Source organism: Roseicyclus mahoneyensis (assembly GCF_003148775.1).
Lineage (GTDB): Bacteria > Pseudomonadota > Alphaproteobacteria > Rhodobacterales > Rhodobacteraceae > Roseicyclus > Roseicyclus mahoneyensis.
This window is the reverse complement of sequence record NZ_QGGW01000007.1, coordinates 1-25,863: the sequence shown is the minus strand read 5'-3', so window position 1 is coordinate 25,863 and position 25,863 is coordinate 1. Positions and strand designations below refer to the sequence as shown.

At 66.9% G+C, this 25,863-nt stretch carries 27 protein-coding genes and 1 pseudogene; 15 read left to right on the top strand and 13 right to left on the bottom strand.

The annotated features are described in order from the left end of the window. Window positions 1–37 precede the first annotated feature (37 nt). Complete coding sequence (locus C7455_RS13920; protein WP_109669238.1) at window positions 38–574, bottom strand: gamma-glutamylcyclotransferase; 537 nt, start codon at window positions 572–574, stop codon at window positions 38–40. Window positions 575–654: 80 nt separating this feature from the next. On the opposite strand from C7455_RS13920, the gene C7455_RS13915 reads away from it, so the two are divergent. Next, window positions 655–1,656 carry a DUF2125 domain-containing protein gene (locus tag C7455_RS13915; protein WP_109669236.1) on the top strand — a complete coding sequence of 334 codons (1,002 nt, stop codon included), beginning with the start codon at window positions 655–657 and terminating at the stop codon, window positions 1,654–1,656. Here the strand turns inward: C7455_RS13915 and C7455_RS13910 are convergent. The 4 genes from C7455_RS13910 to C7455_RS13895 form a co-directional block, all read right to left on the bottom strand. After that, window positions 1,653–2,633, bottom strand: coding sequence for an extensin-like domain-containing protein (locus C7455_RS13910; RefSeq protein WP_245904336.1), 981 nt, complete (start codon window positions 2,631–2,633; stop codon window positions 1,653–1,655). The two genes, C7455_RS13915 and C7455_RS13910, sit on opposite strands and share 4 nt — an antisense overlap. Then, the gene (locus C7455_RS13905) at window positions 2,630–3,565 is read right to left on the bottom strand and encodes a prephenate/arogenate dehydrogenase family protein (RefSeq protein ID WP_109669233.1); all 936 of its coding nucleotides are present in this window, start codon (window positions 3,563–3,565) and stop codon (window positions 2,630–2,632) included. Before C7455_RS13905 ends, C7455_RS13910 begins: the two co-directional genes overlap by 4 nt. After that, window positions 3,562–4,647 (bottom strand): histidinol-phosphate transaminase, encoded by a 1,086-nt coding sequence (gene hisC / locus C7455_RS13900; protein ID WP_109669232.1) that lies wholly within the window; start codon window positions 4,645–4,647, stop codon window positions 3,562–3,564. Before hisC ends, C7455_RS13905 begins: the two co-directional genes overlap by 4 nt. Window positions 4,648–4,715: 68 nt before the next feature. Further along, entirely contained in the window at window positions 4,716–6,908 is a 2,193-nt protein-coding gene (locus tag C7455_RS13895) for a primosomal protein N' (RefSeq protein ID WP_109669230.1), read from the bottom strand. A 75-nt stretch (window positions 6,909–6,983) separates the two neighbouring features. On the opposite strand from C7455_RS13895, the gene fsa reads away from it, so the two are divergent. The 4 genes from fsa to C7455_RS13875 all read left to right on the top strand — a co-directional run bounded on the left by fsa (window position 6,984) and on the right by C7455_RS13875 (window position 10,095). After that, on the top strand, window positions 6,984–7,640 hold the full coding sequence (gene fsa, locus C7455_RS13890) for a fructose-6-phosphate aldolase (RefSeq protein ID WP_109669228.1): 657 nt from the start codon (window positions 6,984–6,986) through the stop codon (window positions 7,638–7,640). A 115-nt stretch (window positions 7,641–7,755) separates the two neighbouring features. Next, window positions 7,756–8,424: a DUF484 family protein gene (locus C7455_RS13885; protein ID WP_109669505.1), complete on the top strand. Its 669-nt coding sequence runs from the start codon at window positions 7,756–7,758 to the stop codon at window positions 8,422–8,424. 1 nt (window position 8,425) lies between these two features. Next, a complete protein-coding gene (locus C7455_RS13880) occupies window positions 8,426–9,349 on the top strand; it encodes a tyrosine recombinase XerC (RefSeq protein WP_109669226.1) in 924 nt (307 codons plus the stop codon). A gap of 59 nt (window positions 9,350–9,408) precedes the next feature. Next, complete coding sequence (locus C7455_RS13875) at window positions 9,409–10,095, top strand: CDP-alcohol phosphatidyltransferase family protein (RefSeq protein WP_109669225.1); 687 nt, start codon at window positions 9,409–9,411, stop codon at window positions 10,093–10,095. Here the strand turns inward: C7455_RS13875 and C7455_RS13870 are convergent. Next, on the bottom strand, window positions 10,092–10,889 hold the full coding sequence (locus C7455_RS13870; RefSeq protein ID WP_109669223.1) for an inositol monophosphatase family protein: 798 nt from the start codon (window positions 10,887–10,889) through the stop codon (window positions 10,092–10,094). The genes C7455_RS13875 and C7455_RS13870 overlap by 4 nt on opposite strands. A 73-nt stretch (window positions 10,890–10,962) precedes the next feature. Further along, window positions 10,963–11,871, bottom strand: coding sequence for a LysR family transcriptional regulator (locus C7455_RS13865; RefSeq protein ID WP_109669222.1), 909 nt, complete (start codon window positions 11,869–11,871; stop codon window positions 10,963–10,965). A gap of 93 nt (window positions 11,872–11,964) precedes the next feature. Between C7455_RS13865 and metF the strand changes: the two genes are divergently transcribed. The 5 genes from metF to C7455_RS13840 all read left to right on the top strand — a co-directional run bounded on the left by metF (window position 11,965) and on the right by C7455_RS13840 (window position 16,926). Beyond that, on the top strand, window positions 11,965–12,831 hold the full coding sequence (gene metF / locus C7455_RS13860; RefSeq protein ID WP_109669220.1) for a methylenetetrahydrofolate reductase [NAD(P)H]: 867 nt from the start codon (window positions 11,965–11,967) through the stop codon (window positions 12,829–12,831). Between the two features lie 180 nt (window positions 12,832–13,011). Further along, complete coding sequence (locus C7455_RS13855; protein WP_109669219.1) at window positions 13,012–14,202, top strand: aspartate aminotransferase family protein; 1,191 nt, start codon at window positions 13,012–13,014, stop codon at window positions 14,200–14,202. Window positions 14,203–14,290: 88 nt separating this feature from the next. Further along, entirely contained in the window at window positions 14,291–15,217 is a 927-nt protein-coding gene (gene argF, locus C7455_RS13850) for an ornithine carbamoyltransferase (protein WP_109669217.1), read from the top strand. A 118-nt stretch (window positions 15,218–15,335) separates the two neighbouring features. Continuing rightward, window positions 15,336–16,178 (top strand): DMT family transporter, encoded by an 843-nt coding sequence (locus C7455_RS13845; RefSeq protein ID WP_245904354.1) that lies wholly within the window; start codon window positions 15,336–15,338, stop codon window positions 16,176–16,178. Window positions 16,179–16,305: 127 nt separating this feature from the next. Then, window positions 16,306–16,926, top strand: coding sequence for a GcrA family cell cycle regulator (locus C7455_RS13840; RefSeq protein ID WP_109669214.1), 621 nt, complete (start codon window positions 16,306–16,308; stop codon window positions 16,924–16,926). 83 nt (window positions 16,927–17,009) lie between these two features. Here the strand turns inward: C7455_RS13840 and C7455_RS13835 are convergent, their stop codons facing one another. The 3 genes from C7455_RS13835 to C7455_RS13825 form a co-directional block, all read right to left on the bottom strand. Continuing rightward, a complete protein-coding gene (locus C7455_RS13835; protein ID WP_109669212.1) occupies window positions 17,010–18,191 on the bottom strand; it encodes a S41 family peptidase in 1,182 nt (393 codons plus the stop codon). 104 nt (window positions 18,192–18,295) lie between these two features. Then, window positions 18,296–18,790, bottom strand: a complete 495-nt coding sequence (locus tag C7455_RS13830) for a transglycosylase SLT domain-containing protein (RefSeq protein WP_170119084.1) — start codon at window positions 18,788–18,790, stop codon at window positions 18,296–18,298. 14 nt (window positions 18,791–18,804) lie between these two features. Next, window positions 18,805–20,802, bottom strand: coding sequence for an AsmA family protein (locus C7455_RS13825; RefSeq protein ID WP_109669209.1), 1,998 nt, complete (start codon window positions 20,800–20,802; stop codon window positions 18,805–18,807). Between the two features lie 144 nt (window positions 20,803–20,946). Between C7455_RS13825 and rimO the strand changes: the two genes are divergently transcribed. Further along, a complete protein-coding gene (gene rimO / locus C7455_RS13820; protein ID WP_109669207.1) occupies window positions 20,947–22,314 on the top strand; it encodes a 30S ribosomal protein S12 methylthiotransferase RimO in 1,368 nt (455 codons plus the stop codon). 4 nt (window positions 22,315–22,318) lie between these two features. Here rimO and C7455_RS13815 read toward each other — a convergent pair whose 3' ends face one another. From C7455_RS13815 to C7455_RS13805, 3 genes are all read right to left on the bottom strand, one after another. Further along, on the bottom strand, window positions 22,319–22,603 hold the full coding sequence (locus C7455_RS13815) for a DUF6455 family protein (RefSeq protein ID WP_109669206.1): 285 nt from the start codon (window positions 22,601–22,603) through the stop codon (window positions 22,319–22,321). Beyond that, complete coding sequence (locus C7455_RS13810) at window positions 22,600–22,854, bottom strand: DUF6455 family protein (RefSeq protein WP_109669204.1); 255 nt, start codon at window positions 22,852–22,854, stop codon at window positions 22,600–22,602. Before C7455_RS13810 ends, C7455_RS13815 begins: the two co-directional genes overlap by 4 nt. 86 nt (window positions 22,855–22,940) lie before the next feature. Continuing rightward, on the bottom strand, window positions 22,941–23,654 hold the full coding sequence (locus C7455_RS13805; RefSeq protein ID WP_109669202.1) for a M48 family metallopeptidase: 714 nt from the start codon (window positions 23,652–23,654) through the stop codon (window positions 22,941–22,943). Window positions 23,655–23,768: 114 nt separating this feature from the next. Between C7455_RS13805 and C7455_RS13800 the strand changes: the two genes are divergently transcribed. The 4 genes and pseudogenes from C7455_RS13800 to C7455_RS20490 form a co-directional block, all read left to right on the top strand. Continuing rightward, window positions 23,769–24,158: a thiol-disulfide oxidoreductase DCC family protein gene (locus C7455_RS13800; RefSeq protein WP_109669200.1), complete on the top strand. Its 390-nt coding sequence runs from the start codon at window positions 23,769–23,771 to the stop codon at window positions 24,156–24,158. A gap of 10 nt (window positions 24,159–24,168) precedes the next feature. Continuing rightward, window positions 24,169–24,408, top strand: coding sequence for a hypothetical protein (locus tag C7455_RS13795; RefSeq protein ID WP_109669199.1), 240 nt, complete (start codon window positions 24,169–24,171; stop codon window positions 24,406–24,408). A 188-nt stretch (window positions 24,409–24,596) separates the two neighbouring features. Next, entirely contained in the window at window positions 24,597–25,703 is a 1,107-nt protein-coding gene (locus C7455_RS13790; RefSeq protein WP_109669504.1) for a class II histone deacetylase, read from the top strand. 69 nt (window positions 25,704–25,772) lie between these two features. Then, window positions 25,773–25,863: pseudogene (locus tag C7455_RS20490) on the top strand (succinyl-CoA--3-ketoacid-CoA transferase); the annotation flags it as partial.

The following is a 25,863-nucleotide window of genomic DNA, read 5'->3' as shown; positions in this document are numbered from 1 at the left end:
GTGCATAAGCCAATGGCGCAATGCGCCCGCGCCGCCCTCAGCCCGCCTTGATCTGGCGCACACGGGCGACCAGCCAGTCGAGATCCGGGTCGGGTAGGCCCAACGCATGCAGATGGGTCGCGGTATTAGTGAGGTATTCGTCGTTCGGCCCCCGCCCGCCCACCGCGCGCGCGATGATCTGCGCCTGATCCTCCAGCGGCAGGGTGCAATACTGCTCATGCGCGGGGTCGATGACATAGGTCAGGACCTCGGCCTGCCGCCCGCCTTGGGCAAGCTCCACCTCCTGTCGCGTCTCGAGATAGGCGGAGGAGATCAGTTCGCGGTCGCGCAGGTAGCCCAGCGTGTCCTGTGCATGACCGGCCTCCACGCGAAAGGCGATGCCGTGGCAGACCGCGCCCGGCGCATGATCGAGCGCCAGCACAAGGCCCGGCGCATCGCGCGTGCCGCGGTGGTGGATCGAGGACATGCAGAAACTGCGACGCCAGTCGTGCAACCGCGCCACCCGCGTCTCGGCCACCACAAAGCCGGGGTTCCACAAAAGCGATCCGTATCCAAAGACCCAAAGATCGCCCATTTGCCCGTCGCCTCTTGCATGGTCAGCCACCTTGCACGGCGCTATAGCGGGACGGGCGTCAAGACGGTAGGGGATGTGGCATGAAACGGCTGTTTGCGGCACTGCTGGTTTTGGCGACGCTTGCCTCGGGCGCTTGGTTCGGCTGGGCCGCCTTGACGGAACGGGCAGTGACCGGATGGCTGGATGCCCGCGAGGCCGAAGGCTGGGTGGTCACCCGCGCCGATGTGGGCGTGACGGGCTTTCCGGCACAATTCGTGACCGCCTTCACCGACCTGACGTTGGCCGATCCGGCCACGGGGCTGGTCTGGTCGGCCCCGTCCTTCACCTTGCGGCAAGCCACGCTCGATCCGGGGCGGATCGAGGCGATCTGGCCGCCCAGCCACAGCCTTGCCTCGCCCCATGAGCGCCTGACCATCAGCGCGGCCGATCTGGCCTCGGTGCTGGATCTGCGCCCCGCGGCCAATCTGGCGCTCGATGCCTCGCAGACGCGGATGCGCGATCTGGCCATCGAAAGCACCGCTGGCTGGCGCAGCCATCTGGCCGAGGGGCAGTTGAGCATGATCCGCCAGACCGACACCGACGCTACCTATACGATCTCGTTCAGGGCCAGCGACCTTACCCCGCCCGAGGATGTGGCCCGACTGCTCGACCCAGCGGGCGTGATGCCTGCGGCGATCCCCGTGGCGCTGTCGGAGGCGGTGGTGACCTTTGACCGGCCATGGGACCTGTCAGCGCTCGAGGTGAGGCGCCCGCAGCCCACCCGCATCGACCTGTCGGAGGCACGGGCCGAATGGGGCGATCTGATGTTGCGCCTGTCCGGTGCGGTCGATGTGGATGCCGAGGGCCGCGCGACGGGCGAGGTGGCGATCCGGGCGCAAAACTGGCCCGCGATGCTGGACATGGCCGAACGCTCGGGCGCGCTGGGGGCGAGCATGCGGCGCTCGGTCGAGACCGCGCTGGGGTTTCTTGCGGGTCTGTCGGGCCGGCGCGAGGATCTGGACGTGACGCTGCGGCTGGACGCCGGCTTCATGTATTTCGGCCCGCTGCCGGTGGGCGACGCGCCACGGCTGCGCCTGCGCTAACGGCAATAGGTGCCGGACCGGTGCGTGGCCACATCCAGATGAAAGTGATCTTGATGGAAACGGTCCGCATTGGGCCCCAACACCGTCCCAAAGGGCCCGCACGCACCGCTGTGCATCGCGCGCAGGATCTGGCCCTGACGGCGGTCGCGCCAACCGGTCAGGACCGTCAGCTCGGACCCGTCGGCCAGCCCGATGCCTGCGATGTCGATCGCATTGCCCCGGCCATGTTCCGACACCCGCGCGCCGGGCTGGTTGTTGCGCGTCCGGCAGGCGTAGGATGCGACGACCCGCAGCGATGACACTCCGCCTCCGGTGCGTCCCACGCTGGGAACCACGCTGCGTTGCACCCATGTCTGAAGCGCGCGGGCGGTGTTGCAATTGACCGTGGCGGGCGTGCTCATCGCGATCCCGTCGACGGCGCGCAGACGCACGGGTTCGGCGATGCCGCAGGCGCTGCCGCGCACGGTGATCGGCTCCAGCCTTTCTCCGACAAGGCCCGGAACGCCGCACAATTGACCGCCGCTGCCAGAGGGTTGGGTGCGGCCCGGTCGTGTCGCGGTCGTGGCCGCGGCCACCCGCTGTTCCAACCCATCCGGTCGCAGGGCCGGGCGCGGCGATTGCGCAAGGGCGAATTGCGACGCGACGCCGCCGTTGAACACCAGCCCTGCAAGCGCATCGGGCAGGGTGGCGGAGGGCGGCGGGGCAGGCTGGGCGGGGACGGCGGATTGGGCTTGGGCCGGTGCCGGCTCCGTCGCAACCGGGCCGCTGGGCCGGAGGACGGGCCGGAGGGCTGCACGGGGTGCCTGCGCGCTGCCTGCCACCACGACTCGCGCAACAGTCGGTGCTTGGGCGGCTGCGACGGCGGGCGGCCCGGGGCGCAGGGCCGGTCTGGGCGAGCTGTCCACGGGGTCTGCCGCAACCGTCGCGGCACACAAGACAGCCACGCAGGCGGCCATGGTTCCGGCCCATGCCTTCACGCGCCGGGCACCTCGCGCTTGGGCTTGGAGCGGCCGAAATCGGGGGCGTCGGTATCCTGCCCGGCCTCGATGATCCCTCGTCGGATCGCGCGGGTACGGGTGAAATAGGCGTGCAGGTGATCGCCATCGCCGCGCCTTATCGCGCGCTGAAGGGCGAAGAGTTCCTCAGTGAATCGGCCGAGGATTTCCAGCGTCGCATCCTTGTTGGTCAAGAACACGTCGCGCCACATGGTCGGGTCGGAGGCGGCGATGCGCGTGAAGTCGCGGAAACCGGCGGCGGAATACTTGATGACCTCGCTGTCGGTGACGCGGCGCAGGTCGTCGGCCACGCCCACCATCGTATAGGCGATCAGGTGCGGCGTGTGGCTGGTCACGGCCAGCACAAGGTCGTGGTGATCGGCGTCCATCTCCTCGACCCGGGCGCCGCAGGCTTCCCAAAGCGCGCGCAGGCGGGCGATTGCGGCGGCATCCGTGCCCGGTTCGGGGGTCAGCAGGACATAGCGGTTGTCAAACAGCTCCGCGAAGCCCGCGCGCGGCCCGGAATGTTCCGTGCCCGCGAGCGGATGGCCCGGCACGAAATGGACGCCTGCGGGAATATGGGGACCGACCTGTGCGATGACATCGCGCTTGACCGATCCGACATCGGTCACGGTGGCGCCCGGTGCCAGAAGGGGGCCGATCTCGGCGGCCACCGCCCCCATGGCGCCGGGCGGGACGCAAAGCACGATAAGGTCGGCACCTGCCACAGCCTCGGCCGCGGTCTCGGTGATGCGGTCGCACAGCCCGATCTCGGCCGCGACGGAGCGGGTTTCGGGGGAGCGGGCAGTGCCCACGATTTCCCCCGCCAGCCCGCCACGCCGCATCGCATGCGCCATAGAGCCCGCGATCAGGCCAAGCCCGATCAGGGCGACGCGGTTGTAAAGCGCGCTCATGCCGCCCCCTTGAAGCTGGCCAGCGCATCGAGCACGCGGGAATTGTCCTCGGGCCGACCTACGGTGATGCGCAGCGCCTGAGGGAATCCGTAGTTTTTCGGGTGGCGCACGATGATGCCGTGACGCTTGAGGAAAGCGTCGGCGGCCAGCGCCTCGGCCTCGTCTGCAAAGCGGGCAAGGACGAAATTGGCGAAACTCTCGTCGCAGGCGATGCCCAGCTGGCGCAAGCCGCCCGTCAGCCGGGCGCGTTCCTCTGCGTTGTCTTGCAGGCACTTGGCGACCCAATCCAGATCGCGCACCGCGGCCTCTGCCCCCGCAAGGGCCACGCCCGAAAGGTTGAAGGGGCCGCGGATGCGGTTGAGGACATCGATGATGTCGCGCGGCGCATAGCCATACCCCACGCGCAAGCCGCCAAGGCCGTAAGCCTTTGAAAAGGTGCGCATCATGACGACGTTTTGCCGTGCCTCGACCAGCGCTTTGCCGCCGTCATACCCTTCCGCGAACTCGGCATAAGCGCCGTCGAGCACAAGAACACAGGTCTCGGGCAGACCATCGGCCAGCCGGGTCAGGGCATCCATGGGCAGGAAGGTCGCGGTAGGGTTGGCGGGGTTGGCGATGAACACCAGCCGGGTCTCCGGCCCCGCACGATCAAGAATCGCGCCCACATCGACGACGCGGTCGCGCTCGGGGACCTCCACCGGGGTCGCGCCCGCAGCCAGCGCGCTGATGCGATACATGGCAAAGCCGTGCTCGGTGTGCATCACCTCCAGCCCCTCGCCCACATAGGCTTGGCACAGCAGGTGGATGATCTCGTCCGAGCCTGTGCCGCAGATGATGCGATCCGCATCCAGCCCATGCACCTCTGCGATGGCGGCGCGGAGGGTGGCGTGGTCGGTCGAGGGGTAGCGGTGGCTGTCGCCCAGCGCCGCTGCCATCGCCCTGAGCGCAGCGGGGGATGGGCCGAAGGGGTTCTCGTTCGAGCTGAGCTTGAGCGGTTCGGCATGACCCTCCAGCACGGATTGCCCGCCCTGATAAAGCGCGATGTCGAGGATGCCGGGTTGTGGGCGGATCGGGGCGGACATGGGATGCACCGGAGGCTTGGAGTTGATCGGGTCTACCTAGCGGGGTTTTGCGCTGTGGAAAACCGCTATCAGTAGAAGCTTTGCGGGTCGATATCGACCGATAGCCGCAGTTTGGCAGATGCCTTTACCGGCGAGATCCAGCGCGCGATGGCCGATTGCAGCGGCGCGCCCTTGGGGGCCTTGACCAGCAGGCGCACCCGGTGGCGGCCGCGCACGCGGGCAATGGGGGCGGGTGCGGGGCCGTAGACGATGCCGCCGATGTCGCGGATGGGCTGGTCGTTGCGGGCAAGCCGCGTCCCGAGGTCAAAGCCCGCCGCTGCATCCTCGGCACTTATGATGATGCCCGCGAGCCGGCCATAGGGCGGCATGCCCGCCGCTTCGCGCTCCGCCGCCTCGGCCCGCCAGAAGCCTTCCTCGTCCCCGCTCAGGATGGCGCGGACCACCGGGTGCTCGGGCTGGAAGCTTTGCAGGAGCGCCACGCCCGGTGCCTCTGCCCGGCCCGCGCGGCCCGAGACTTGCCGCATCAGCTGGAACGTGCGCTCGGCGGCACGCAGGTCGGAGCCTTGCAGGCCGAGGTCGGCGTCGATCACGCCTACCAGTGTCAGGCGGGGGAAATTGTGCCCCTTGGCGACGAGTTGCGTGCCGATGATGATGTCAGTCTCACCCGATGCGATCTGTTCGATCTGCGCCTTGAGGGCGCGGGCGGAGCCGAAGAGGTCGGAACTCAGGATCGCCAGCTTCGCGTCGGGAAAGACGCGCGCGGCCTCCTCCGCGATGCGTTCCACGCCGGGGCCGACGGCGGCCATCTTGCCCGAAACGTTGCAGGCCGGGCAGACCTCGGGCAGGGGTTTGGTCTCGCCGCATTGGTGACAGACCAGCCGCTTCTGGAAGCGGTGTTCGACCATCCGCGCGTCGCAATGGTCGCAGCCGACCTGCGCGCCGCAGGCCCTGCAGAGTGTGACGGGGGCATAGCCGCGGCGATTGAGGAAGAGAAGGGACTGTTCGCCCTTGTCCAGACGCTGTGAAACCTCGCGCTTGAGAGTAGGGGAAATCCACGCCTGCCCCGGCAGATCCTCGGCCCGCATGTCGATGGCGCGCATCTGGGGCAGGACGGCGGTGCCGAAACGCGCACTCAGGTCGAGGCGCGCGTATTTGCCCGCCTGCGCATTGGCCCAAGTCTCGAGCGACGGTGTGGCCGAGGCCAGAACCACCTGCGCGTCGTTGAGCGAGGCGCGCAGCACGGCCATGTCGCGCGCATTATAAAGCGCGCCCTCTTCTTGCTTGTAGGATGTGTCGTGTTCCTCATCCACGACGATCAGGCCAAGATCCTGAAACGGCAAGAACAGCGCAGAGCGCGCGCCGACGACCAGTTGCGCGTGCCCCTGCCCCACCATCCGCCACGTCCGGCGGCGTTCGGTCATGGTGACGCCCGAATGCCATTCGGCGGGCTTGGCGCCAAAGCGCGCCTCGACCCGCGTGAGAAACTCGGAGGTCAGCGCGATTTCGGGCAAAAGCACCAGCGCCTGACGACCCTGTCGCAAGCAGTCAGCCACCGCCTCCAGATAGACCTCGGTCTTGCCCGAGCCGGTCACGCCCTTGAGCAGCGTCGTGCCGTAGCGCCCGGACGTGATGGCGGTGCGCAGGGCGTCGGCGGCGGCCTGCTGGTCATCCGTCAAAGGTTTGCCCGGACGGTCGGGGTCGAGCGGCAGAAAGGGCGTGTCGCGGGGGGTGTCGGCCTCCTCCACCACGCCTTGGGCGGCCAGCCCCTTGACCACGGAGGCGGTGACGCCTGCCAGATCGGCCAGTTCCTTGAGCGTGAAGGCGAGGCCGCCATACTCCACCAGAACCGCGATTACCCGGGCCCGCGCATCGGTCATCTTGGCGGGGGTGGCATGACCCAGCCGGTAGACCTTGCGCATCGACGGCGGATCCGACAGGCCCGGCACACGGGTGGCAAGCCGCAGCATTTGCGACAGCGGCGTGAGGGTGTAGGCCCCTGCCTTTTCAAGAAAAACCCGCAACTCGTCGCGCATCGGCGCGGCATCGAGAACGCGGGTCGCGGCGCGGATTTTCGACGCGTCGAAATCGCCCTGCCCCGGCCCCCAGACCACGCCAAGCACCTTGCGCGGCCCCAAGGGCACCTCGACAAAGGCACCCGGCCAGCACCCGCCTTCGGGCGCGCGGTAGTCCAGCACCCGGTCCAGCGGCTCGGGCGTGAGGACGCCGATCAGCGCGCCTTCGTCGAAATAGCTGTCACTCATGGCTTTTCGCCCGGGGGTCGCTGCGATAGAAGACGGCCAACTCACCATGACCTCAGCCCGAAAGGAAGAGCCGCCATGAAATTCTTTGTGGATACTGCCGAAGTCGATGCGATCCGCGAACTCAACGATCTGGGAATGGTCGACGGTGTCACTACCAACCCCTCGCTGATCGCCAAATCGGGCCGCGACATCAAGGAGGTCACCGCCGAGATCTGCGCGATGATCCCGGGCCGCCCGGTGTCGGCCGAGACTGTGGCGCTGGACGCCGAGGGCATGATTGCCGAGGGGCGCGAACTGGCCAAGATCGCGGACAACATCGCCATCAAGGTGCCGCTGACCTGGGACGGGCTGAAGGCCTGCAAGGTGCTGACCGGCGAAGGGCGCATGGTCAACGTCACGCTGTGTTTCAGCGCAAACCAGGCGCTGCTGGCGGCCAAGGCGGGGGCCACGTTCATCTCGCCCTTCGTCGGGCGCTTGGACGATCTCAACATCGACGGCATGGAACTGATCGCGGAGATCCGTCAGATCTATGACAATTACGATTTCCCCACAGAGATACTCACAGCCTCGGTCCGCACCGCCAACCACATGAAAGAGGCCGCTTTGCTGGGTGCCGATGTGGCCACCGCGCCACCTGCCGTGATCAAAGCGATGGCCAATCATGTGTTGACCGACAAGGGGCTGGACGCCTTCCTGAAAGATTGGACAAAAACGGGGCAGAAAATTCTGTGACTTTCCTGTAAGGTCGCGGACAACGACAAAAACACCAAGAGGGGCAGCACCCGTGAGCAGCGTTGAACCCGACGATCTGTCATCCTATGCCGAAGCCGACTGGCGGGACCGGATCATGTCCGATCCCGACCTTATCCTTGACGACCGCGACCTGATGCGCGCCCTGATCGCCGCCAACGACCGGCAGATGGGCGGCAACATCGTCGACATGCGTGGCATCGCGATGGAGCGGCTGGAAAACCGGCTGGACCGGCTGGAGGATACCCACCGGTCGGTCATCGCTGCGGCCTATGAGAACCTCGCGGGTACCAACCAGTTGCACCGGGCGATCCTGACGCTGCTGGACCAGACCGAGTTCACCGGCTTCCTGCGCGCGCTCGGCACCGATGTGGCGGGCACGCTGCGGGTCGACCGGGTGCGCCTCGTTCTCGAAAGCGCCGAGGCGACGGCCACCGCAGCCCCCCATGTGCAAAAGCTCGAGGATGTGCTGACCGTCGTCGCGCCCGGGTTCGTCGAAAGCTACATCACCGGCGGGCGCGCCGTGCCGCACCGGCAGGTGACGCTGCGCCAGGTCGGCGACGGCAGCCCGATGATCTTTGGCGCCGATGCGGTCTGGATCAAGTCCGAGGCGCTGATGGCGCTGAACCTCGGTCCCGGCCGCCTTCCCGCGCTGCTGGTCATGGGGTCCGAGGACCCGCATCAGTTCCGCCCAAGCCAGGGCACCGACCTGCTGACCTTCTTTGCCGGTGCCTTCGAGCGGCTGATGCGGCGCTGGCTCGACTGAGATGAGCCTCGCGCTTGCCCCCGGGCTTCGCGACCTGATGCAGCGCTGGCTGTCGGACATCGGCAGCCTGCGCGACGCATCGGATGCCACGGTCGACGCCTACGGGCGCGACCTGACAGATTTCCTGAGCTTTCAGGCGCAGCATGCGGGCGACATCCCCGGCCCCGCGGCCTTGCGCGCGCTGACCGCGTCGGACCTGCGCGCGTGGATGGCGGCGCAGCGGGCGCGCGGCGTCGGATCGCGCTCGCTGGCGCGCAGGCTCTCGGCGGTGAAGGGCTTCTACCGCTGGTGGGCCGAGCGCGAGGGGTTCGACGCCACACCCGTCCTGTCGATGCGCGCGCCGAAACACGGCCGCCGCCTGCCCCGTCCGCTCAGCATCGAGGGCGCGCGCGACATGATCGAGACGGTGGGCGGGCAAGACGCCCGCGATTGGGTCGGGGCGCGCGACGTGGCAGTGCTGACGCTGCTTTATGGCTGCGGGCTGCGCCGGTCCGAGGCGCTGGCGCTTGACGCCGCGGTGCTGCCGCTGGGCGAGGGCCTGCGCATCCGCGGCAAGGGCGGCCGCGACCGCGAGGTTCCGGTGCTGCCCGCCGCCCGCGACGCGGTGGCCCGTTACACGGAACTTTGCCCCCATGACCTGCGCCCCGGCACGCCGATCTTTCGTGGCATAAGGGGCGGGCCGCTGAACGGACGACTGGTGGCCAAGGTGATGGAAGACGCACGGATGCAACTGGGCCTGCCCGCCACGGCCACGCCGCATGCCCTGCGCCACAGCTTTGCCACGCACCTGTTGAACGCGGGCGGTGACCTTAGGGCGATCCAGGAATTGCTGGGCCATGCCTCGCTGTCGACAACGCAAGCCTATACGGCGGTCGACACCGCCCGCCTGCTCGAAGTCTATGCCATGGCCCATCCCAAGGCCTGACGTCACAAAACCGTCACGGCCCTGTTGCCAAGACCCGCGCAACAGGTCATCTGGACCAGATGCGTATCCGGGCTTATTCCGTTCATCTCTTTACTGCGGCAGGCGCCTCGCTCGCCATGCTGGCCCTGCTGGAGGCGGCGCAGCAGGATTGGGCGATGATGACCATCTGGCTGACCGTGGCCTTCATCGTCGATGGCATCGACGGTCCGCTCGCGCGGCGCTACGTCGTGACCGAGAATGCGCCGATCATCGACGGCGTTCTTCTGGACCTCATCATCGACTTCCTGACCTATGTGATGATCCCGGCCTACGCGCTTTATGGCTCGGGGCTGTTGCCGGGATGGTCTGGCTGGGTCGTGGTCCTGCTGATCCCGTTTGGCTCGGCGCTTTATTTCGCCGATACGCGGATGAAGACCGCAGACAAGAGCTTTCGCGGTTTCCCCGGCTGCTGGAACATGGTGACGCTGGCGCTGTTGGTGATGGTCCCCCCATGGGAAGCCATCCTCGCGTTGGTCATCGTGCTGAGCGTGGCGCAGTTCCTGAACCTGAAATTCGTCCATCCCGTGCGCACTGCGCGCTGGAGGATGGTGACGCTGCCGGTGGCCATCCTCTGGACACTGTCCATCGCCTTTGCCGCCTGGACGGGCTTTGCGCCCAATCCGGTGCTGACGGGGATCGTGACCGCGACCTCTCTCTACCTGCTGCTTGCAGGCATTGTGCAGCAAATGGTCCCGGCGCGGGGTTAGGCCTCGCGGTCGCGGATGATCTTGGCGAACTGGTCGAAGATCGGCTCGGCGCCGGCGACGACCTGTCCATCCTCGAGCATGTCCTGCCCCTCGCGGATCGGCTGCACCAGACCGCCCGCCTCGCGGACAAGAATGATGCCGGCGGCGATATCCCAGGCATTTAGGCCGCGTTCCCAATAGCCCTCGTAGCGCCCCGCCGCGACATAGGCCAGATCGAGCGCCGCCGCCCCCCAGCGCCGCACGCCCGCGCAGGCAGGCATCAGGCGCGCAAGATCTTGCAAGGTGGCGGGCAGGTAGCGGCCGCCCGCAAAGGGCACACCGGTGGCAAAGACGCTTTCGATCAACTTGGTGCGGCCCGATACGCGCAACCGCTTGCTGTCATTGAGCCAGCAGCCCGCGCCCTTTTCGGCGTAGAACATCTCGTCCTTGGCGGGGTCGTAGACGACGCCCGCGACGATCTCGCCCTTGTGCTCCAAGGCGATGGAGACCGCCCAATGCGGCATGCCGTGCAGGAAATTCGTGGTCCCATCCAAGGGATCGACGATCCAGCGCCGCGTCGGATCGGTGCCTTCGATCACGGTGCCCTCTTCGCCCAGAAACCCGTAGTTCGGACGCGCCGACATCAGCTCCGTCTTCAGGATCTCCTCAGCGGCGCGGTCGGCACGGGTGACGAAGTCGCCGGGGCCCTTGGTGGAGACCTGCAAGTTCTCCACCTCGCGGAAATCCTTGACGAGGCTCCGCCCCGCCTTGCGAGCGGCCTTGAGCATAATGTTGAGATTGGCGGAGCCTTGCATCGGTCTTTCCTTCGGATCGGACAGGCGCGAGCCTATAGACCCCGCGCGCGGGCGTGCCAAGGGGCCGAGGCGTTCAGCCCCGCCGTTGGAGTTTGGGCGGCTCGGTCCGGCACAGTTTCAGCATCTGCGCCATGAAGGGCTTGGCGGTGTCATCGGCCCGCGTCGCACCGTAAAGCCGCCGGGTGATGCCGCCCTCGGTCAGGCGCCGCGTCACCAGCGAGGGATGCCGCCCGGTATCGCGCACCACCCAGTCGGGCAGCACCGCCACGCCTCGCCCCGAGGCGACCAGCAGCAAGATGACGGCGGACAGTTCCACCTGCCGGATCGATTTCGGCTCCACCCCTGCCGCGAACAGCAACTGGCTGAACACATCAAGCCGCGCGCGGTCAACCGGGTAGGTGATCAGCGTTTGATCGGCGAAATCCTCGGCCTCGATCCAGTCCTTGGCCGCCAGCGGGTGATCGGCAGCGCAGACGAAGACCGGCTCATAGTCGAACAACGGCGTGAAATCGACGCCTGCGATCTTTTCGGGATCAGAGGAGACCACAAGATCCACCTCTTCGCGCAAAAGCGCAGGCAGCGCCTCGAACTGAAGGCCGGGGCGGATATCCACGTCGATATCGGCCCAGCCGGTGCGGAAGGCCTCCAGCACCGGCAAAAGCCAATCGAAACAGGCGTGGCATTCGATGGCAATGTGCAGCCGGCCCGACTTGCCCTTGCGCAGGTTGTCGAACTCATCCTCGAGCGCCGCGATACGCGGCAGCACTTCTTCGGCCAGCCGCAGCAGTTTCAGCCCCGCGGGCGAAAGCTTCATCGGTTTGGAGCGGCGCACGAACAGATCAAGACCCGCCTGATCCTCCAGCCCCTTGATCTGGTGGCTGAGCGCGCTCTGCGTGATGTGCAGGCGGTCGGCGGCACGCGCCAGCCCGCCCTCCTCGTGGATGGCCTTGATCGTGCGCAGGTGCCGGAACTCGAGATGCATGTGAAACTCATATTGATCTTGAGGATTATGAATTTGTCGCAAGGGGTAGTCTATGCGACATCCGGTGGCGACACATCAAGGATCAGAATCGCCATGACCGCCCCTCGCGTCTCCTTCGAGTTCTTCCCGCCCAAATCGCTGGAGGCATCGTTTCGCCTGTGGGAAACACTTGGCGTGCTGTCTCCGCTGGCGCCCACCTTCGTGTCTGTGACCTATGGCGCGGGCGGCACCACGCGGGCGTTGACCCATGACGCGGTCAAGACGATCCATGCCAATTACGGCGTCGATGTCGCGGCGCATCTGACCTGCGTCGACGCCACCCGCGAAGAGACGCTTGAAATCGCACAGAGCTATGCCGCCGCCGGCGTGACCCAGCTGGTGGCGCTGCGCGGCGATCCGCCCAAGGGCGCGGGCCGGTTCACCCCGCATCCCGACGGCTTCGCCAATTCCATCGAGCTGATCGAGGCGCTGGCCAAGACCGGCAAGTTCCACCTGCGCGTCGGCGCCTACCCCGACCCGCACCCCGAGGCGGGCTCGGTGCAGGATTGCGTCGATTACCTCAAGCGCAAGATCGATGCCGGCGCGAATTCCGCGATAACGCAGTTCTTCTTCGAGGCCGAGACCTTCTTCCGCTTCCGTGACGCCTGCGCATCGGCTGGCATCACCGCGCCCATCATCCCCGGCATCTTGCCGATCAATTCCTGGAAGGGCGTGCGCAAATTCGCCGAGATGTGCGGCACGCCGATTCCTGGCTGGCTGGACGAGGCCTTCGACAAGGCCGCCCGCGATGGGCGCGAGCAGCTCTTGGCCACGGCACTGGCGACCGAACTGTGCACCGACCTGATCGAGGGCGGGGTCGAGGATCTGCATTTCTACACACTCAACGCGCCGGACCTGACCCGCGATGTATGTGCCGCGCTGGGTGTTACCCCCAAGGTCGCGCTATCCGAGGTCGCTTGAGACGTGGGGGGCCTGCCCCGGCCCCTTCCGGCCCCCCAAAGGGTAGTTTCAAAACACAGAAGGGCGCAATAAAACAGCGTCCTCATCACGCAGCGCACTTGACCCCATCATCTTCCGTGAATTGACTTGGGATGCGGCCTGCGCAATGCAGGTCCTTTCAGTCCAGCATCGGAGACGGAGATGATCTCGCCTGTCCTGCCCAGCTACAACCGTGCCAAGCTGTCATTCGTCAAAGGCGAAGGCTCGTGGATGGTCGAGGCCGACGGGCGACGCTTCATCGATTTCGCCTCCGGCATCGCGGTGATGTCGCTGGGCCATGGGCATCCGGCGCTGGTCCGCGCGCTCACCGATCAGGCGAATGCGCTGTGGCACACGTCGAACCTTTACGTCGTGCCGCAGCAGGAGGCGCTGGCCGAACGGCTTGTGGAGCATACCTTCGCCGACACGGTGTTTTTCTGCAACTCGGGCACCGAGGCGACAGAACTCGCCGTCAAGATGGCGCGGAAATACTGGTCCGAGAGCGACACGCCCGAACGCACCACGATCCTGACCTTCGAGGGTGCGTTCCACGGGCGGTCCATCGCCGCGATTTCCGCCGCCGGGTCGGAGAAGCTGACCAAGGGCTTCGGCCCGCTGCTGCCCGGCTTCCGCCAACTGGCGTTCGCCGACCATGAGGCGCTGCGCGCGGCCGCGGCCGCCCCGGATGTGGGCGCGATCATGGTCGAGCCGGTGCAAGGCGAGGCAGGCATCCGCCCCCTGCCCGATGCCTGCCTCAAGGGCCTGCGCGATCTGTGCGACGAGCACGGGCTTTTGCTGATCTTCGACGAGATCCAATGCGGCGTCGGCCGGACGGGCCGTCTTTTCGCGCATGAATGGGCGGGCATCACGCCCGACATCATGATGGTCGCCAAGGGCATCGGCGGCGGCTACCCGCTGGGCGCGCTCTTGGCGACTGAACGCGCCGCGCGCGGGATGACGGCGGGCACGCATGGGTCTACCTATGGCGGCAACCCGCTCGGCTGCGCCGTGGGCGTTGCGGTGATGGACGAGATCACGCGCGAGGGGTTTCTCGACGAGGTCCGCCAGAAGGCCGGGTTCTTGCGCCAGAGGCTCGAGGGCCTCGTCGCAGCCCATCCCGATGTGTTCGAGGGCGTGCGCGGCTCGGGCCTGATGCTGGGCCTCAAGTGCCAGGCGACCAACACCGATGTGGTCGCGGCGGGCTATGACGCCCAGATTCTGACCGTTCCGGCAGCCGACAACGTGGTGCGAGTCCTGCCCGCGCTCACCATCTCGGAGGCTGAGATCGCCGAAGGTGTCGCCCGCCTCGACACAGCCGCCTCTGCCGTCAGCCGAAAAATCGCGGCCGCGTAACTCCTTCATCTTTCCGGAAATATGCCCGGGGGGTGTGGGGGGCAGGCAGCCCCCCACCGGCCCCGCTGCTCACAAGAAGCGTTTTCGCATGCCCCATTTCCTCGATATCAACAAGACCGCCCCGGCAGACCTGCGGGCCATGATCGATCAGGCCGCCGCGATGAAGACGGACCGGACCGGCCGCCCAAAGGGCGCGCCCGATGACGATCAGCCGCTGGCGGGCCGCATGGTCGCGCTGATCTTCGAGAAACCCTCGACCCGCACCCGGGTGTCCTTTGACGTCGGCGTACGGCAGATGGGCGGGCAGACCATGGTGCTCACGGGCTCCGAGATGCAGCTCGGCCATGGCGAGACCATCGCGGATACCGCCCGCGTGCTGTCGCGCTACGTCGATCTCATCATGATCCGCACTTTCGAAGAGGATGTGCTGCTGGAAATGTCCGATCATGCCAGCGTGCCGGTCGTCAACGGGCTGACCAACCGCACCCACCCCTGCCAGATCATGGCCGACATCCTGACCTTCGAGGAACATCGCGGGCCCATCGCTGGGAAAAAGGTCGTCTGGTGCGGCGACGGCAACAATGTCTTTGCCAGCCTCGCCCATGCCGCCGGGCAGTTCGGCTTCGACCTGACGTTTTCCGGGCCGCCGACGCTCGACCCCGAACGGCTCTTTCTCGACGAGGCCCGCACCAAGGGCGTTACCGTCACGATCGAGCGCGACCCCGCGCGCGCGGTCGCGGGCGCGGATCTGGTGGTGACCGACACCTGGGTCAGCATGCATGACAGCCAGACCACGCGGGAACGCCGCCACAACCAGCTGCGCCCTTATCAGGTGAACGAGGCTCTCATGGCGCAGGCCAAGCCCGACGCGCTGTTCATGCATTGCCTGCCCGCGCACCGGAACGAGGAGGTGACGGATGCGGTGATGGACGGCCCGCAATCGGTTGTCTTCGACGAAGCGGAGAACAGGCTGCATGCGCAAAAGGCGATCTTGCGCTGGTGCCTGGGGGTATGACCGCCCCGCGATGACCGCAACACCGCCCCGTTCGGCGTCGACGCCGCAGGCCGCCATCCCGCCCGCGGCGATCCCTGCGCCGCTGCACCGGGCCGCGCCCGGGCTGGCGGTGGTGCTGATGATCTGCGCCACCGCCTTTCTGGCCGCCACCACGCTGATCGCCAAGGCGCTGGGCACCGATGCGCTCGGGCCTGCGCTTCATCCGATGCAGGTGAGTTTCGGGCGGTTCCTCTTTGCGTGGCTGGTCTTTGCAACGGCGATCGTCGCGCTGCGCCCGGTGCTGACCCGACCAGATTACCGCACCCACGTGCTGCGCACAGCCTGCGGCTGGGGCGGTGTTACGCTGATGTTTGCGGCGGCCGCCTCCATCCCCTTGTCGGATGCGACGGCGATTTCCTTTCTGAACCCGGTCCTCGCCATGATCCTTGCCATCCCGCTGTTGGGGGAAAAGGTGGGGCCGTGGCGCTGGCTTGCCGCCGCCATCGCACTGGCCGGTGCGATGATCTTGATCCGGCCCGGAACCGAGGCGGTGCAGCCCGGTGCGTTGCTTGCCCTTGGCGCCGCCTTGGCGCTGGGGCTGGAACTGATCTTCATGAAGCGGCTGTCGGGACGCGAAAGGCCGCTCCAAATCCTGATCGTCAACAATTCCATCGGTCTGGCCATCGCGGCGCTGGCCGTGGTCTGGGTCTGGCAACCGCCCGCGCCCGCGCAATGGGCGGGGATGGCGGGCATCGGCCTGCTCATGGCCTGCGCGCAGGTGTTCTTCATCAATGCGCTGGCGCGTGCCGACACCAGTTTCATCACGCCGTTTTCCTACCTCACGCTGGTCTTTGCAGCGGGCTACGATGCCTTGCTCTTCGGGGTGGTCCCGACGGCGGTCAGCCTGATCGGCGCCTTGACCATCATCGCAGGCGCGGCGCTACTGGCGTGGCGCGAGGCGGTCAACCGCCGTAACAGCTGATCGCGGTCCTGCCCTTGCGCCGCCCAAGGCCGCAAGGATAGAATGGGGGTTCAAATTTCGCGCCAGACCCGTCATAGGGCGGGACCTTGGGGACGGGCCACGGCGGCCCAGCAATCAGGAGACAGGCATGTCCTGGACCGACGAACGGGTCGAGCTGCTAAAGAAGATGTGGGGCGAGGGCCAGTCGGCCAGCCAGATCGCCAAGGAACTGGGCGGCGTGACCCGCAATGCGGTGATCGGCAAGGTCCATCGCCTTGGCCTGTCGAACCGCACCACCGGCGCCCCGGTTGCGGCGGCGGGCACCGCGCCAAAGCCCAGCCCAGAGGCCACGCCCGAGACCGAGGAGGCCGCCCAGCCCCTGCGCCCGCGCAAGCCCGAGACGCGGCAGGCACCCGCAGAACCCGCGACGCCCGAAGACATGACCGAGCCCGAGCCGACGCCGCGCCCGTCGAACGTGACGCCGCTGCGCAAGGCCATCGTGCCCGCGGGCCAGCCCCTGCCGCCGCAACCCTCGGCCAATGAAATCAGCCCCGAGGCGCTGGCAAAGGTGCAGGAGGTCGAAAAGACCGCCAAGCGCATCAGCCTGATGGAACTGACCGAACGCACCTGCAAATGGCCCATCGGCGACCCCGCGACCGAGGATTTCTATTTCTGCGGCCTGCCGGTGCAACAGGGCAAACCCTATTGCGAGGCGCATGTGGGCGTGGCGTTCCAGCCGATGTCGAGCCGCCGCGACAGGCGGCGGTAGGCGACAAGGACACCCGGGAGGCGGACGCGGAACCTACCCGCGCGGCACGAACGCCCGAGTTGCTAGACGGACCGGAGGTTCGTCTAGACGCTTAGGCTAATGAGAACCTCCCGGCAGAACCGATCCCGCGATGCAGCATCGTCTGAATTTGCGATCCGGGTAGTGTCCAACTCCAGTGTTCCGACCGGGACGATCTCTTCCGCGATCTCGCTCGGAGTGGTCTCGTCGATGCGCCCTTCCGCCCAATCATGAAAGGCCGATGCGTATCGGACGACCGCGCCACCGGTCGACAGGTCGATCGTTCCCCCTTCTGCAAAGAAGGTCAGACCATCCCCCATCTCTTCCCCGACAAGTTTGAGCCGCGCTCCGAGACGGTGCTTCAGGATGGCGACGAAGACGATCGCGGCAGAGAAGGTGAATTTATCGACAAGCACGCCAACCCGGCGATCTTGCGCACCCTCCATGATCGCGTCGATCAATGGCATGGTCCGGAGAAAGTTGCCGCCCGTATTGCCTCGAACATCCAAAAGAAGGGGCGTGTAGGGGTGCGATCTTGCGCAGCTTGCCGCCTCGGAAACCGCATTCGAAAGTTCCGTTTCGCCGGGATCGAAGAAGCTCGGAAGCACCAGTAGCAGACCGCGTGGGCCGAAATCCCTGATCTCCAGAAAGGTCGTGGGAGACCAGAGCGCGCAGGCTTTTCCATGCTCGTTTCGCGGGTAGAGCGCAGAACCGGGAACCCTGTTTGCCATATCCGGAACAAGCTCGCTGATCCGGCCCGTCTCATTGCGTATCCGGTATTCGATTGTGCCGCTGCCGGACAAAACGCCCAAGCGAACCAATGCGCTCGGCCAAGCGAAAAGGATTGGTCCGATGACGCGTTTTCGTTGTCTTGTTCCCGCCAGAAACTTCTCTGCGGCGACTTCGATCTCGCTCACAGGAATGCCGTTGATGGATATCAAATCTGTGCCAATCGCCCCGGCGAAACCGGACGGGGCGCCAAGCAGTCGTACAGCGGTCCCGATGGTCACGAACCTGAGAGGCAGAACCGAGATGGCATTGTTCGGGATGAGACGTGTATGCCCGTTCCCCGGAAGCGCCAGAAGTCGCATCAATGACAGGAGGAACTCGTCCTTCGCATCCGCAAGGGCATTTTGCCGGGCCTCAAAGATGTGACGATCCACTTCCTCGCGTGCGATTGCCCGAAAGCTGGGGTCCGTCGGCAGGACCGTTCTCTCTATTTGCTCAAGGTCATGGATCATCGACATGGGTCAATGTGTATGCATGCGTGACTCAATGTCCAGGAAGGGCACTGAACGGTCCTCGGTCTCGCAATGCCGCAAAGGTCCGCACAGGACCAACACCCAACCCCCTACCGGCAGTGTCGCGCGATCTCGCGGCTGTTCAGGCCGGTTTCGACCAGCAAGCAGCGGTCGCGCGCCTCGTAATAGTAGCCGCGCGCATACCAGCCCACCGCCTCGTCGATGTCGCCGTCGCTGACCAGCCACGCGCCGCGCAGGTAGCGGCCCGCATATTGCAGGTTCACCTCGGGGTCGAGCAAGCGCTCGGGCGGGCCATCGAACCCCATGGTCGAGGCCGTCTGAGGCAAGATCTGCATCAGGCCCCAATAGGGCCCGTTGCGCGCATCGGCGCGGTAATCGCTTTCGCGCTGGATGACCCGGTGAAGGAGCGGCTCGGGGATGTCGTGGATGCGGGCGTAGCGCTGCACCAACGCGCGCATCTGTGGCGTTTCACCGGGATAGAGGCCGGCCGGCACCGAAGATGTCGATGCCGTCTCGCGCCCGCCGCCGCAGGCCGCCAGCATCATCGCGGCAAGAACCATTGCCACACCCGTCACACGCTGCATCGCATTTCCCCGCCTCAGTTGCGCCCCAGTAGGCGCAGAAGTTGCTGTTCCGCTTCCTCGCGCAGGCGCTGTTCCAGCACCTCGCGGGCGGCCTCCTCGGTGGTCTCGGCGTCGAACTCGGTGCCGAGCGCCGCGTTGATCCGGCGGCGCGCCTCTTCCTCCAGCCTCGCGGCCTCGGCGTCAAGACGGGCGCGGGCCTCGGCCTCCAGCCGTTCGGCCTGCTCGGCCAATTCCTGCTCGGCGAGGAATTCGAGGTCGGGGCGGATGCTGGGGTTGGCCCAAGCGCCCGAGACGAGGATCGGCACCCGGATACGCGCCCCCCCCTCGCCACGCAGCACACCCGGCGTCAGGCGGTAGGACAGCGTCTGCGCCCCTATGTTCACCGTCCCCTCGCCCGTCACATCGCCCCAAGGCGCATCCAGCAAGAGGTCGTCATTGGTCAAGATGCCGCCCGCGACGGCGAAATTCGCTTCGACACTGTCAAAGACAGTCCGCACCCCTTCGCCGCGGAAGGAGGGATCGAAGTTGCGGATCATGCCGGCCAGATCGAGGCCCCGGATCGCGCCTGCCCCAAGGGCGAAATCGCCCTCGCCCTCAAGGCTGGCCATCAGGGTGGCCATGTCATTGCCCACGCCCAGAAGCTGCAGGCTGATGCTGCCCCTGCCCTCCAGCCGGTCGTAATCGGCCAGATCGGTCATGAGCGGGTTCAGGTCGACGCCTGCAAGGATGACATCGCTGCGCACCGACAGGCCGCTGCGCCCGTTGACCACGAATTGCCCCGCAAGGACACCGCCATAGGTGCCGATCCGTTCGATATCGAGCACCAGACGCCCGCGGTCGAGCGTGGCGCGCAGATCGACCGGGCCAAGCGTCACGCCCGCCCCCTCGATCCGCTCGACGACAAGGGCGATCTCGGCATCGGCAGCGAACAGGCCCGAGACATCGATAGGCACACGCGACCAGCCCTGCTGGGGATCCGACGCGGTGCCGGACCCGCCCCCGGTCGCGGAACCGTCCGAGGGCAGCACAAGGCGCGCGCCCGTGACGGTGCCGCGGATCATCGGGCGCTCCGCGCCTGGTGTCAGGTCCAGCGCGAGCGTCAGCTGCGTGTCGTCCAGCGTCAGCCGACCGTCGCGCAGATGGGCCGTGCCCGCCTCGGTCAGCGTCACCTGCCCCGCCAAGGCCAGCCGGTCGCGGCCATAGCCTTGCGGCAGGTCCGGCATCGCCGCGCCAAGAATCGCCAGAAGCGGGTCGAGGTCGGTGGCATCCACCTGCAGATCGCCGCTGAAGGCCGGGGCAAGCTCTGCCCGCCCGTCGAAGCGGGCACTGCCGCCACGCCAGTCCAGCGCCACATCGAGGAGGCTGGTCGCCCCATCCATCAGCGCGCGGGGGGCGCCCAGCGTGGCGGCGAGGGTCAGGGCCGTGCCATTGACCTCGGCCGTGCCCTCCACCGTGGCGGGGCCATCGGCGGGCAGTCCGAGACGGGCGTCAAGCTCGGCGATGCGCAGCGTCTGACCCGTCGTGCTGTCGATATAGGCAAAGCTGCCGTCGCTGATGCGCACAGAGGTGATGCCGATGTTGCGGGTTTCCGCCGGGGCCGTCGCCGGGCCTGCATCGGATATCGCCTCGGCGGCCAGCGCCCAGCTGACCCGCCCGTCGGCGGCACGCACCAGCATGATCTGGGGGGCGACCAGCGTGATCTCGTCGATCAAGACCTCGCCCGACAGGACCGCCGACCATGGCACGCGCAGGCTCAGCGCCTCGGCGGCAATCAGGGGGCCTTGCGTCACCCAGTCGGGATTGCCGACGCGCACCCCCTCGGCCCGGACGCCCAGATGCGGCCAGAGCGTGGGGCGCACCGCACCCGACAGGCTGACCTCTCGGCCCAGCGCCTGACCCAAGCGGTCGGCCGCGACCGACGCAATCCGGTCGGCGGGCACCGCGAGGATCGCGCCGACCGAAAGGAGAGCCAAGAGCGCCAAGACGCCCAGAATTCGTATCAACCACCGCATGAGGGGTGCCCCTGCCCGTTTCTTGCGAGTCTAACGCGAAGCCAAGGTCCTTGTGCACCCCTTTTTGCGCTCGGCCGCGGGCGGATCGGCAAAGCGGCGCTGACCCCTTTCGCGCAAGCGCAGACCGCGCTATCTGCCGCAGCCATGAGCCAGAACCCGCCCGCCCTGCGGCCCGACCTTGCGCGCGCCGCTATTCCCGACACCGCCCGCCCCGGCCAGCCCCGGATCGGGATGGTCTCGCTCGGCTGTCCCAAGGCCTTGGTCGACAGTGAACGCATTCTGACGCGGCTGCGCGCGGAGGGCTATGCCATCTCGCCCGATTATGCCGGTGCGGATGCGGTGATCGTGAACACCTGCGGGTTTCTGGACAGCGCCAAGCTGGAATCGCTCGACGCCATAGGCGAGGCGCTGCGCGAAAACGGGCGGGTGATCGTGACGGGCTGTCTGGGGGCGGAACCGGAATACATCACCGGCGCGCATCCGACCGTGCTGGCCGTGACGGGGCCACACCAGTACGAGCAGGTGCTTGATGCCGTGCATGCCGCCGTGCCACCCGCGCCCGATCCGTTCATCGACCTTCTGCCCGCGCGCGGCGTGTCGCTGACCCCGCGCCATTACAGCTATCTCAAGATTGCCGAGGGCTGCGATCACAAGTGCAAGTTCTGCATCATCCCCGACATGCGTGGGCGGTTGCAGTCGCGCCCGGCCAAGGCGGTGCTGCGCGAGGCGGAAAAGCTGGTCGAGGCGGGCGTGCGCGAGTTGCTGGTGATCAGCCAGGACACCAGCGCCTATGGCACCGACTGGAAAGGGCGCGAGGCGAAGTTTCCGATTCTCGATCTATCCAGAGACTTGTCCACACTCGGGGCGTGGGTTCGCTTGCACTATGTCTACCCCTACCCCCATGTGCGCGATCTGATCCCGCTGATGGCCGACCCCACCAACGGCCTGCTGCCCTATCTCGACATCCCGTTCCAGCACGCCCACCCGGACGTTCTGAAGCGCATGGCGCGGCCCGCAGCAGCTTCGCGCACCCTCGACGAGATCGCGGCATGGCGACGGGACTGCCCCGACATCACGCTGCGGTCGACCTTCATCGTTGGCTACCCCGGCGAGACCGAGGCGGAGTTCCAGACACTGCTCGACTGGCTGGACGAGGCGCAGCTCGATCGCGTCGGCTGCTTCCAATATGAAAATGTCGCCGGGGCCCGGTCGAACGCCCTGCCCGATCATGTCCCCGAGGCCGTCAAGCAAGACCGCTGGGACCGCTTCATGCAAAAGGCGCAGGCAATTTCCGAGGCCAAGCTGGCCGCCAAGGTGGGCCGGACCCTGACCGTTCTGGTCGATACGGTGGACCAAGAAGGCGCGACCTGCCGCACCATGTCGGATGCGCCCGAGATCGACGGCAATCTTTTCATCGACGAAGGGTTCGAGGGGCTTTCCCCCGGCGATTTCGTGACCGTCGAGGTGGAAGAGGCCAGCGAATACGATCTCTGGGGCCGTATCCGCGCCTGAGAGGTCAGACAGCGCCGAACGCCGCCAGCACCTTTTCGAAGGTCGGGGCGTTTGGGCAGGCCTGCGGCACATCGGCCGCGCCCGCATCTTGCGACCTCATCCAGTGATTGCACCCCTCGGCCCAGCCGCAGCCACGGCAGCGCTGCACCAAAGCGGCCCAGTCTGCGTGAGCGATCACCCCATCCTCCAGCGCGCGCTGCATGTCGGCGCCGGTTTTCCGAGCCATGGTCACGGCCAGCCAGTAATGGCGGTTCTCGGGGCCAAGCGGATGAGGGCGCGGATCGGTCATTCCGCCGCCAACGCGTGCAGGATGTCGCGGTTGCGGCAATAGTCCGGCGCGGCCTCGGCCTGGGCCGTTCGGGCAAGCCAGCGGGCGCAATTGCCCGGCTCGGCGCAGCCGGTGCAGGCGCTCAGCATGTCGTCGCGCATCTCGGGCGGCAGGTCGCCGCGCAGTTCCGCATCGTCCAGATCGGTGCCCAGAATGGTGGCCATCTTGGCCATCAACGCCGCGTGGCGGTCGCTTGTCATGTTGGATTGCATGCGTGGCACCCCTTGTGCGGCCTTCGGTGAGGCTTCTGATCCTTTGGGAAATCTAGCCTCGCGCGCCGGGACCGCCTTGACGCAGATCAAACGCCGGGGCGGCCCATGGCGCGCAGGGTGCTGCGGACCGTCTCGATCCGTGCCGCATTGGGGGGATGGGAAGACAGGAATTCCTGCGCCGGATCGGGGATGCGGGTAAAGAAGGCTGACCCGATCAAGGGGTCATAGCCCGCGCGCGCCGCGATCAAGGTGCCGATGGCATCGGCTTCAAGCTCGGCCTGCTGGCCGAACTGGCGGAAGGCGACGAAGGATCCGATCTGCGCCGCCTCGCCGATCTCGGCGGCACTTGCGCCGCGGGCGCGGGCGATATCGGCGAAGACGCGCGCGCCCTGCTCGGCCTGCAATCGGCCGGTGGGCAGGTGTCGGGCGATGTGATGGGCAGCCTCATGCCCCATGATGAAGGCCAGCTCGTCGGTGTTTTGCGCCACCGCGATCAGGCCCAGCGTGAAGATGATCGCGGGCCGCCCCTGCGGGTCGAGCGTGTGAAAAGCGTTGACGCCGCTTTGGGGCGACCGGTCGACATAGATGATGAAATCGCAAATCTGGTCGGGCGTCTGTTCGCGGCAGACCTGTTCGGCGACAGGCTCCACCCGCGTCACCACCTCATCGAAATTCGCGACCGCCTGCCGCGCGCGGGCGGCCATATCGACCGGTGGCGGCGAGGCCTGTGGGAGGGGCACGACCTGCACGCAGCCCGACAACAGGGCGGCGGCGCAAAGGGCGATCACTGTCAGGCGCATGGGAGCTTTTTCCGATCTCCGTGCCAGTTTTAGCGGCCCACCCCGGACGGTCCAGCCCCGATCACGGGCTTGTGGCCGGTTGACGCGGCGGCGGCGCAGCTTAGCTGTGGGAGCATGACCACACGCATCCTTTACAACGACCGCTGCCCGATCTGCCGGGCCGAGATCGCCCATTACCGCGCCCGGGCCGAGGCCGCGGGCGCCCCCCTGCGGTTCGAGGATCTCAATACCGCAGATCTGGGCGGCTGGAGCCTGACATCCGATCAGGCCAAGCGTCGGATGCACGCGGCCCTTCCCGATGGCACCATCGTCAGCGGCATCCCCGCCTTTGCCGCGATCTGGGCAACGCTGCCGCGCATGGGCTGGCTTGCGCGGCTGGTCATGGCGCCCGGCATGCGCCCGCTGGCTGATCTGGCCTACAACCGTCTGGCCGCACCGTGGCTCTACCGCAAGCAGATGCGGCGTGAGGCGCGAGGGCTTGCGGGTCCGGATCGGCGCGCCTAGGCTCGCGCTCATGTTCACCATCGAGCACGAGTTCGACGCAACCGTCATCACCCTTGTCGACGAAGGCGAGGATGGCCAGCCGTTGCAAGAGGATGTGGCCATCGCAGCCTTCGCCGAATGCGTCACGCTCACCCAATATGACGCACGCACCGACCGCGAGCAGGTGGTGACGTTGTCCATGGCGCAATTGCGCGACCTGGCCGCGGCTCTGGATCTGCCCGAGGGGGTCTACCGGCTGGAGCGGGACTGACCCGCAACTGTCACAAATCCGGTATCCTTTTCCCTCTCCGCGGGCGCGCAGGGACAGATCCTTGTGATTTTGCAATCGTTCCACACCCTTGTCCACACCCAGCTTGAGCCCTATGGACAGGTGCCCTTCCAGACCCCCATACTCTGCCCAGGGCCAGACCGACGCCGGACCGGGCAAGGGGGATGCGCATGACCACCGGATTTTTCGTCAACGAACGGTGCTTCTGGCATTCGGGCGGCAACTACAGCTTCATGGTGCCTGTGGGCGGGCTGATGCAGCCTTCGACCGCCGGTGGCCTGCCCGAGAACCCCGAGACCAAGCGCAGGTTCAAGAACCTTGTCGAGGTGACGGGCCTGATGGCCGAGCTTGCGACGCCGGGCGCGCAGCCTGCCACCGAGGAAGACCTGCTGCGCATTCATCCGCAAAGCTACATCGACCTGTTTCGCGAAACGGCCGCCAAGGGCGGCGGCGAGTTGGGCCTGCGCACCCCCTTCGGTCCCGACGGATTCGAGATCGCGGCCATCTCGGCGGGGCTGACCAGGGCCGCGCTCATCGACGTGCTGCAGGGCCGGCTCGACAACGCCTATGCCCTGTCGCGCCCGCCGGGGCATCATTGCCTGCCCGATTTCCCCAACGGGTTCTGCCTGCTCAACAACATCGCGATTGCACTTGAGGCGGCGCGCGCAGCGGGCCTTGCCGACCGGGTCGCGGTGATCGACTGGGACGTGCACCACGGCAACGGGACGGAAGCCATCTATTACGAACGCCCCGACACGCTGACCATCTCGATCCATCAGGAACGCAACTATCCGCAGGATTCGGGCGATTTCGAGGATCGGGGTGCGGGCGCGGGCGAGGGGTTCAACCTCAACATCCCCCTGCCTCCGGGCGGCGGGCATGCCACCTATCTGGAGGCGTTCGAGCGGCTGGTGATCCCGCAACTCTACGCCTTTCAGCCTGACACCATCGTGGTGGCCTGCGGCTTCGACGCCTCGGGCGTGGACCCCTTGGGCCGGATGATGGCGGGATCGGACACCTTCCGCGCGATGACTGAGATGACGATGGAGGCGGCGGCTGACCTGTGCGAGGGCAAGCTGATGCTGACACATGAGGGCGGCTATTCAGAGGCGCATGTGCCGTTTTGCGGCCATGCCGTGCTGGAGGCGATGTCGGGCAGCGCCATCATCGCGCCCGACCCGATGAAGCCCCGACTTGACCGGCAACAACCCGGCCCCCGGTTCGAACACTATTGTTCCACCCTGATTGCCGAGATGGAGGCCGCGCTCGAGGCCTGAGCCCGCGTTGACTTCGCCGCGTTGCGGCGGCAGGGTGCGCGCCAAGCAACTCAGCAAGGGGAAACCGGCATGAAAAAGGTCTACAGCTCGGCGGCGGATGCGCTGGATGGGGTTCTGTTCGACGGCATGCTGATCGCGGCGGGCGGTTTCGGCCTGTGCG

Bases quoted from the DNA above. Each gene is read 5' to 3' on its own strand.
- C7455_RS13920 (WP_109669238.1), bottom strand. From the start codon at position 574: ATGGGCGATCTTTGGGTCTTTGGATACGGATCGCTTTTGTGGAACCCC.
- C7455_RS13915 (WP_109669236.1), top strand. From the start codon at position 655: ATGAAACGGCTGTTTGCGGCACTGCTGGTTTTGGCGACGCTTGCCTCG.
- C7455_RS13905 (WP_109669233.1), bottom strand. From the start codon at position 3,565: ATGAGCGCGCTTTACAACCGCGTCGCCCTGATCGGGCTTGGCCTGATC.
- hisC (WP_109669232.1), bottom strand. From the start codon at position 4,647: ATGTCCGCCCCGATCCGCCCACAACCCGGCATCCTCGACATCGCGCTT.
- C7455_RS13895 (WP_109669230.1), bottom strand. From the start codon at position 6,908: ATGAGTGACAGCTATTTCGACGAAGGCGCGCTGATCGGCGTCCTCACG.
- fsa (WP_109669228.1), top strand. From the start codon at position 6,984: ATGAAATTCTTTGTGGATACTGCCGAAGTCGATGCGATCCGCGAACTC.
- C7455_RS13885 (WP_109669505.1), top strand. From the start codon at position 7,756: ATGTCCGATCCCGACCTTATCCTTGACGACCGCGACCTGATGCGCGCC.
- C7455_RS13880 (WP_109669226.1), top strand. From the start codon at position 8,426: ATGAGCCTCGCGCTTGCCCCCGGGCTTCGCGACCTGATGCAGCGCTGG.
- C7455_RS13875 (WP_109669225.1), top strand. From the start codon at position 9,409: ATGCGTATCCGGGCTTATTCCGTTCATCTCTTTACTGCGGCAGGCGCC.
- C7455_RS13870 (WP_109669223.1), bottom strand. From the start codon at position 10,889: ATGCAAGGCTCCGCCAATCTCAACATTATGCTCAAGGCCGCTCGCAAG.
- C7455_RS13865 (WP_109669222.1), bottom strand. From the start codon at position 11,871: ATGCATCTCGAGTTCCGGCACCTGCGCACGATCAAGGCCATCCACGAG.
- metF (WP_109669220.1), top strand. From the start codon at position 11,965: ATGACCGCCCCTCGCGTCTCCTTCGAGTTCTTCCCGCCCAAATCGCTG.
- C7455_RS13855 (WP_109669219.1), top strand. From the start codon at position 13,012: ATGATCTCGCCTGTCCTGCCCAGCTACAACCGTGCCAAGCTGTCATTC.
- argF (WP_109669217.1), top strand. From the start codon at position 14,291: ATGCCCCATTTCCTCGATATCAACAAGACCGCCCCGGCAGACCTGCGG.
- C7455_RS13845 (WP_245904354.1), top strand. From the start codon at position 15,336: ATGATCTGCGCCACCGCCTTTCTGGCCGCCACCACGCTGATCGCCAAG.
- C7455_RS13840 (WP_109669214.1), top strand. From the start codon at position 16,306: ATGTCCTGGACCGACGAACGGGTCGAGCTGCTAAAGAAGATGTGGGGC.
- C7455_RS13835 (WP_109669212.1), bottom strand. From the start codon at position 18,191: ATGTCGATGATCCATGACCTTGAGCAAATAGAGAGAACGGTCCTGCCG.
- C7455_RS13830 (WP_170119084.1), bottom strand. From the start codon at position 18,790: ATGCAGCGTGTGACGGGTGTGGCAATGGTTCTTGCCGCGATGATGCTG.
- C7455_RS13825 (WP_109669209.1), bottom strand. From the start codon at position 20,802: ATGCGGTGGTTGATACGAATTCTGGGCGTCTTGGCGCTCTTGGCTCTC.
- rimO (WP_109669207.1), top strand. From the start codon at position 20,947: ATGAGCCAGAACCCGCCCGCCCTGCGGCCCGACCTTGCGCGCGCCGCT.
- C7455_RS13815 (WP_109669206.1), bottom strand. From the start codon at position 22,603: ATGACCGATCCGCGCCCTCATCCGCTTGGCCCCGAGAACCGCCATTAC.
- C7455_RS13810 (WP_109669204.1), bottom strand. From the start codon at position 22,854: ATGCAATCCAACATGACAAGCGACCGCCACGCGGCGTTGATGGCCAAG.
- C7455_RS13805 (WP_109669202.1), bottom strand. From the start codon at position 23,654: ATGCGCCTGACAGTGATCGCCCTTTGCGCCGCCGCCCTGTTGTCGGGC.
- C7455_RS13800 (WP_109669200.1), top strand. From the start codon at position 23,769: ATGACCACACGCATCCTTTACAACGACCGCTGCCCGATCTGCCGGGCC.
- C7455_RS13795 (WP_109669199.1), top strand. From the start codon at position 24,169: ATGTTCACCATCGAGCACGAGTTCGACGCAACCGTCATCACCCTTGTC.
- C7455_RS13790 (WP_109669504.1), top strand. From the start codon at position 24,597: ATGACCACCGGATTTTTCGTCAACGAACGGTGCTTCTGGCATTCGGGC.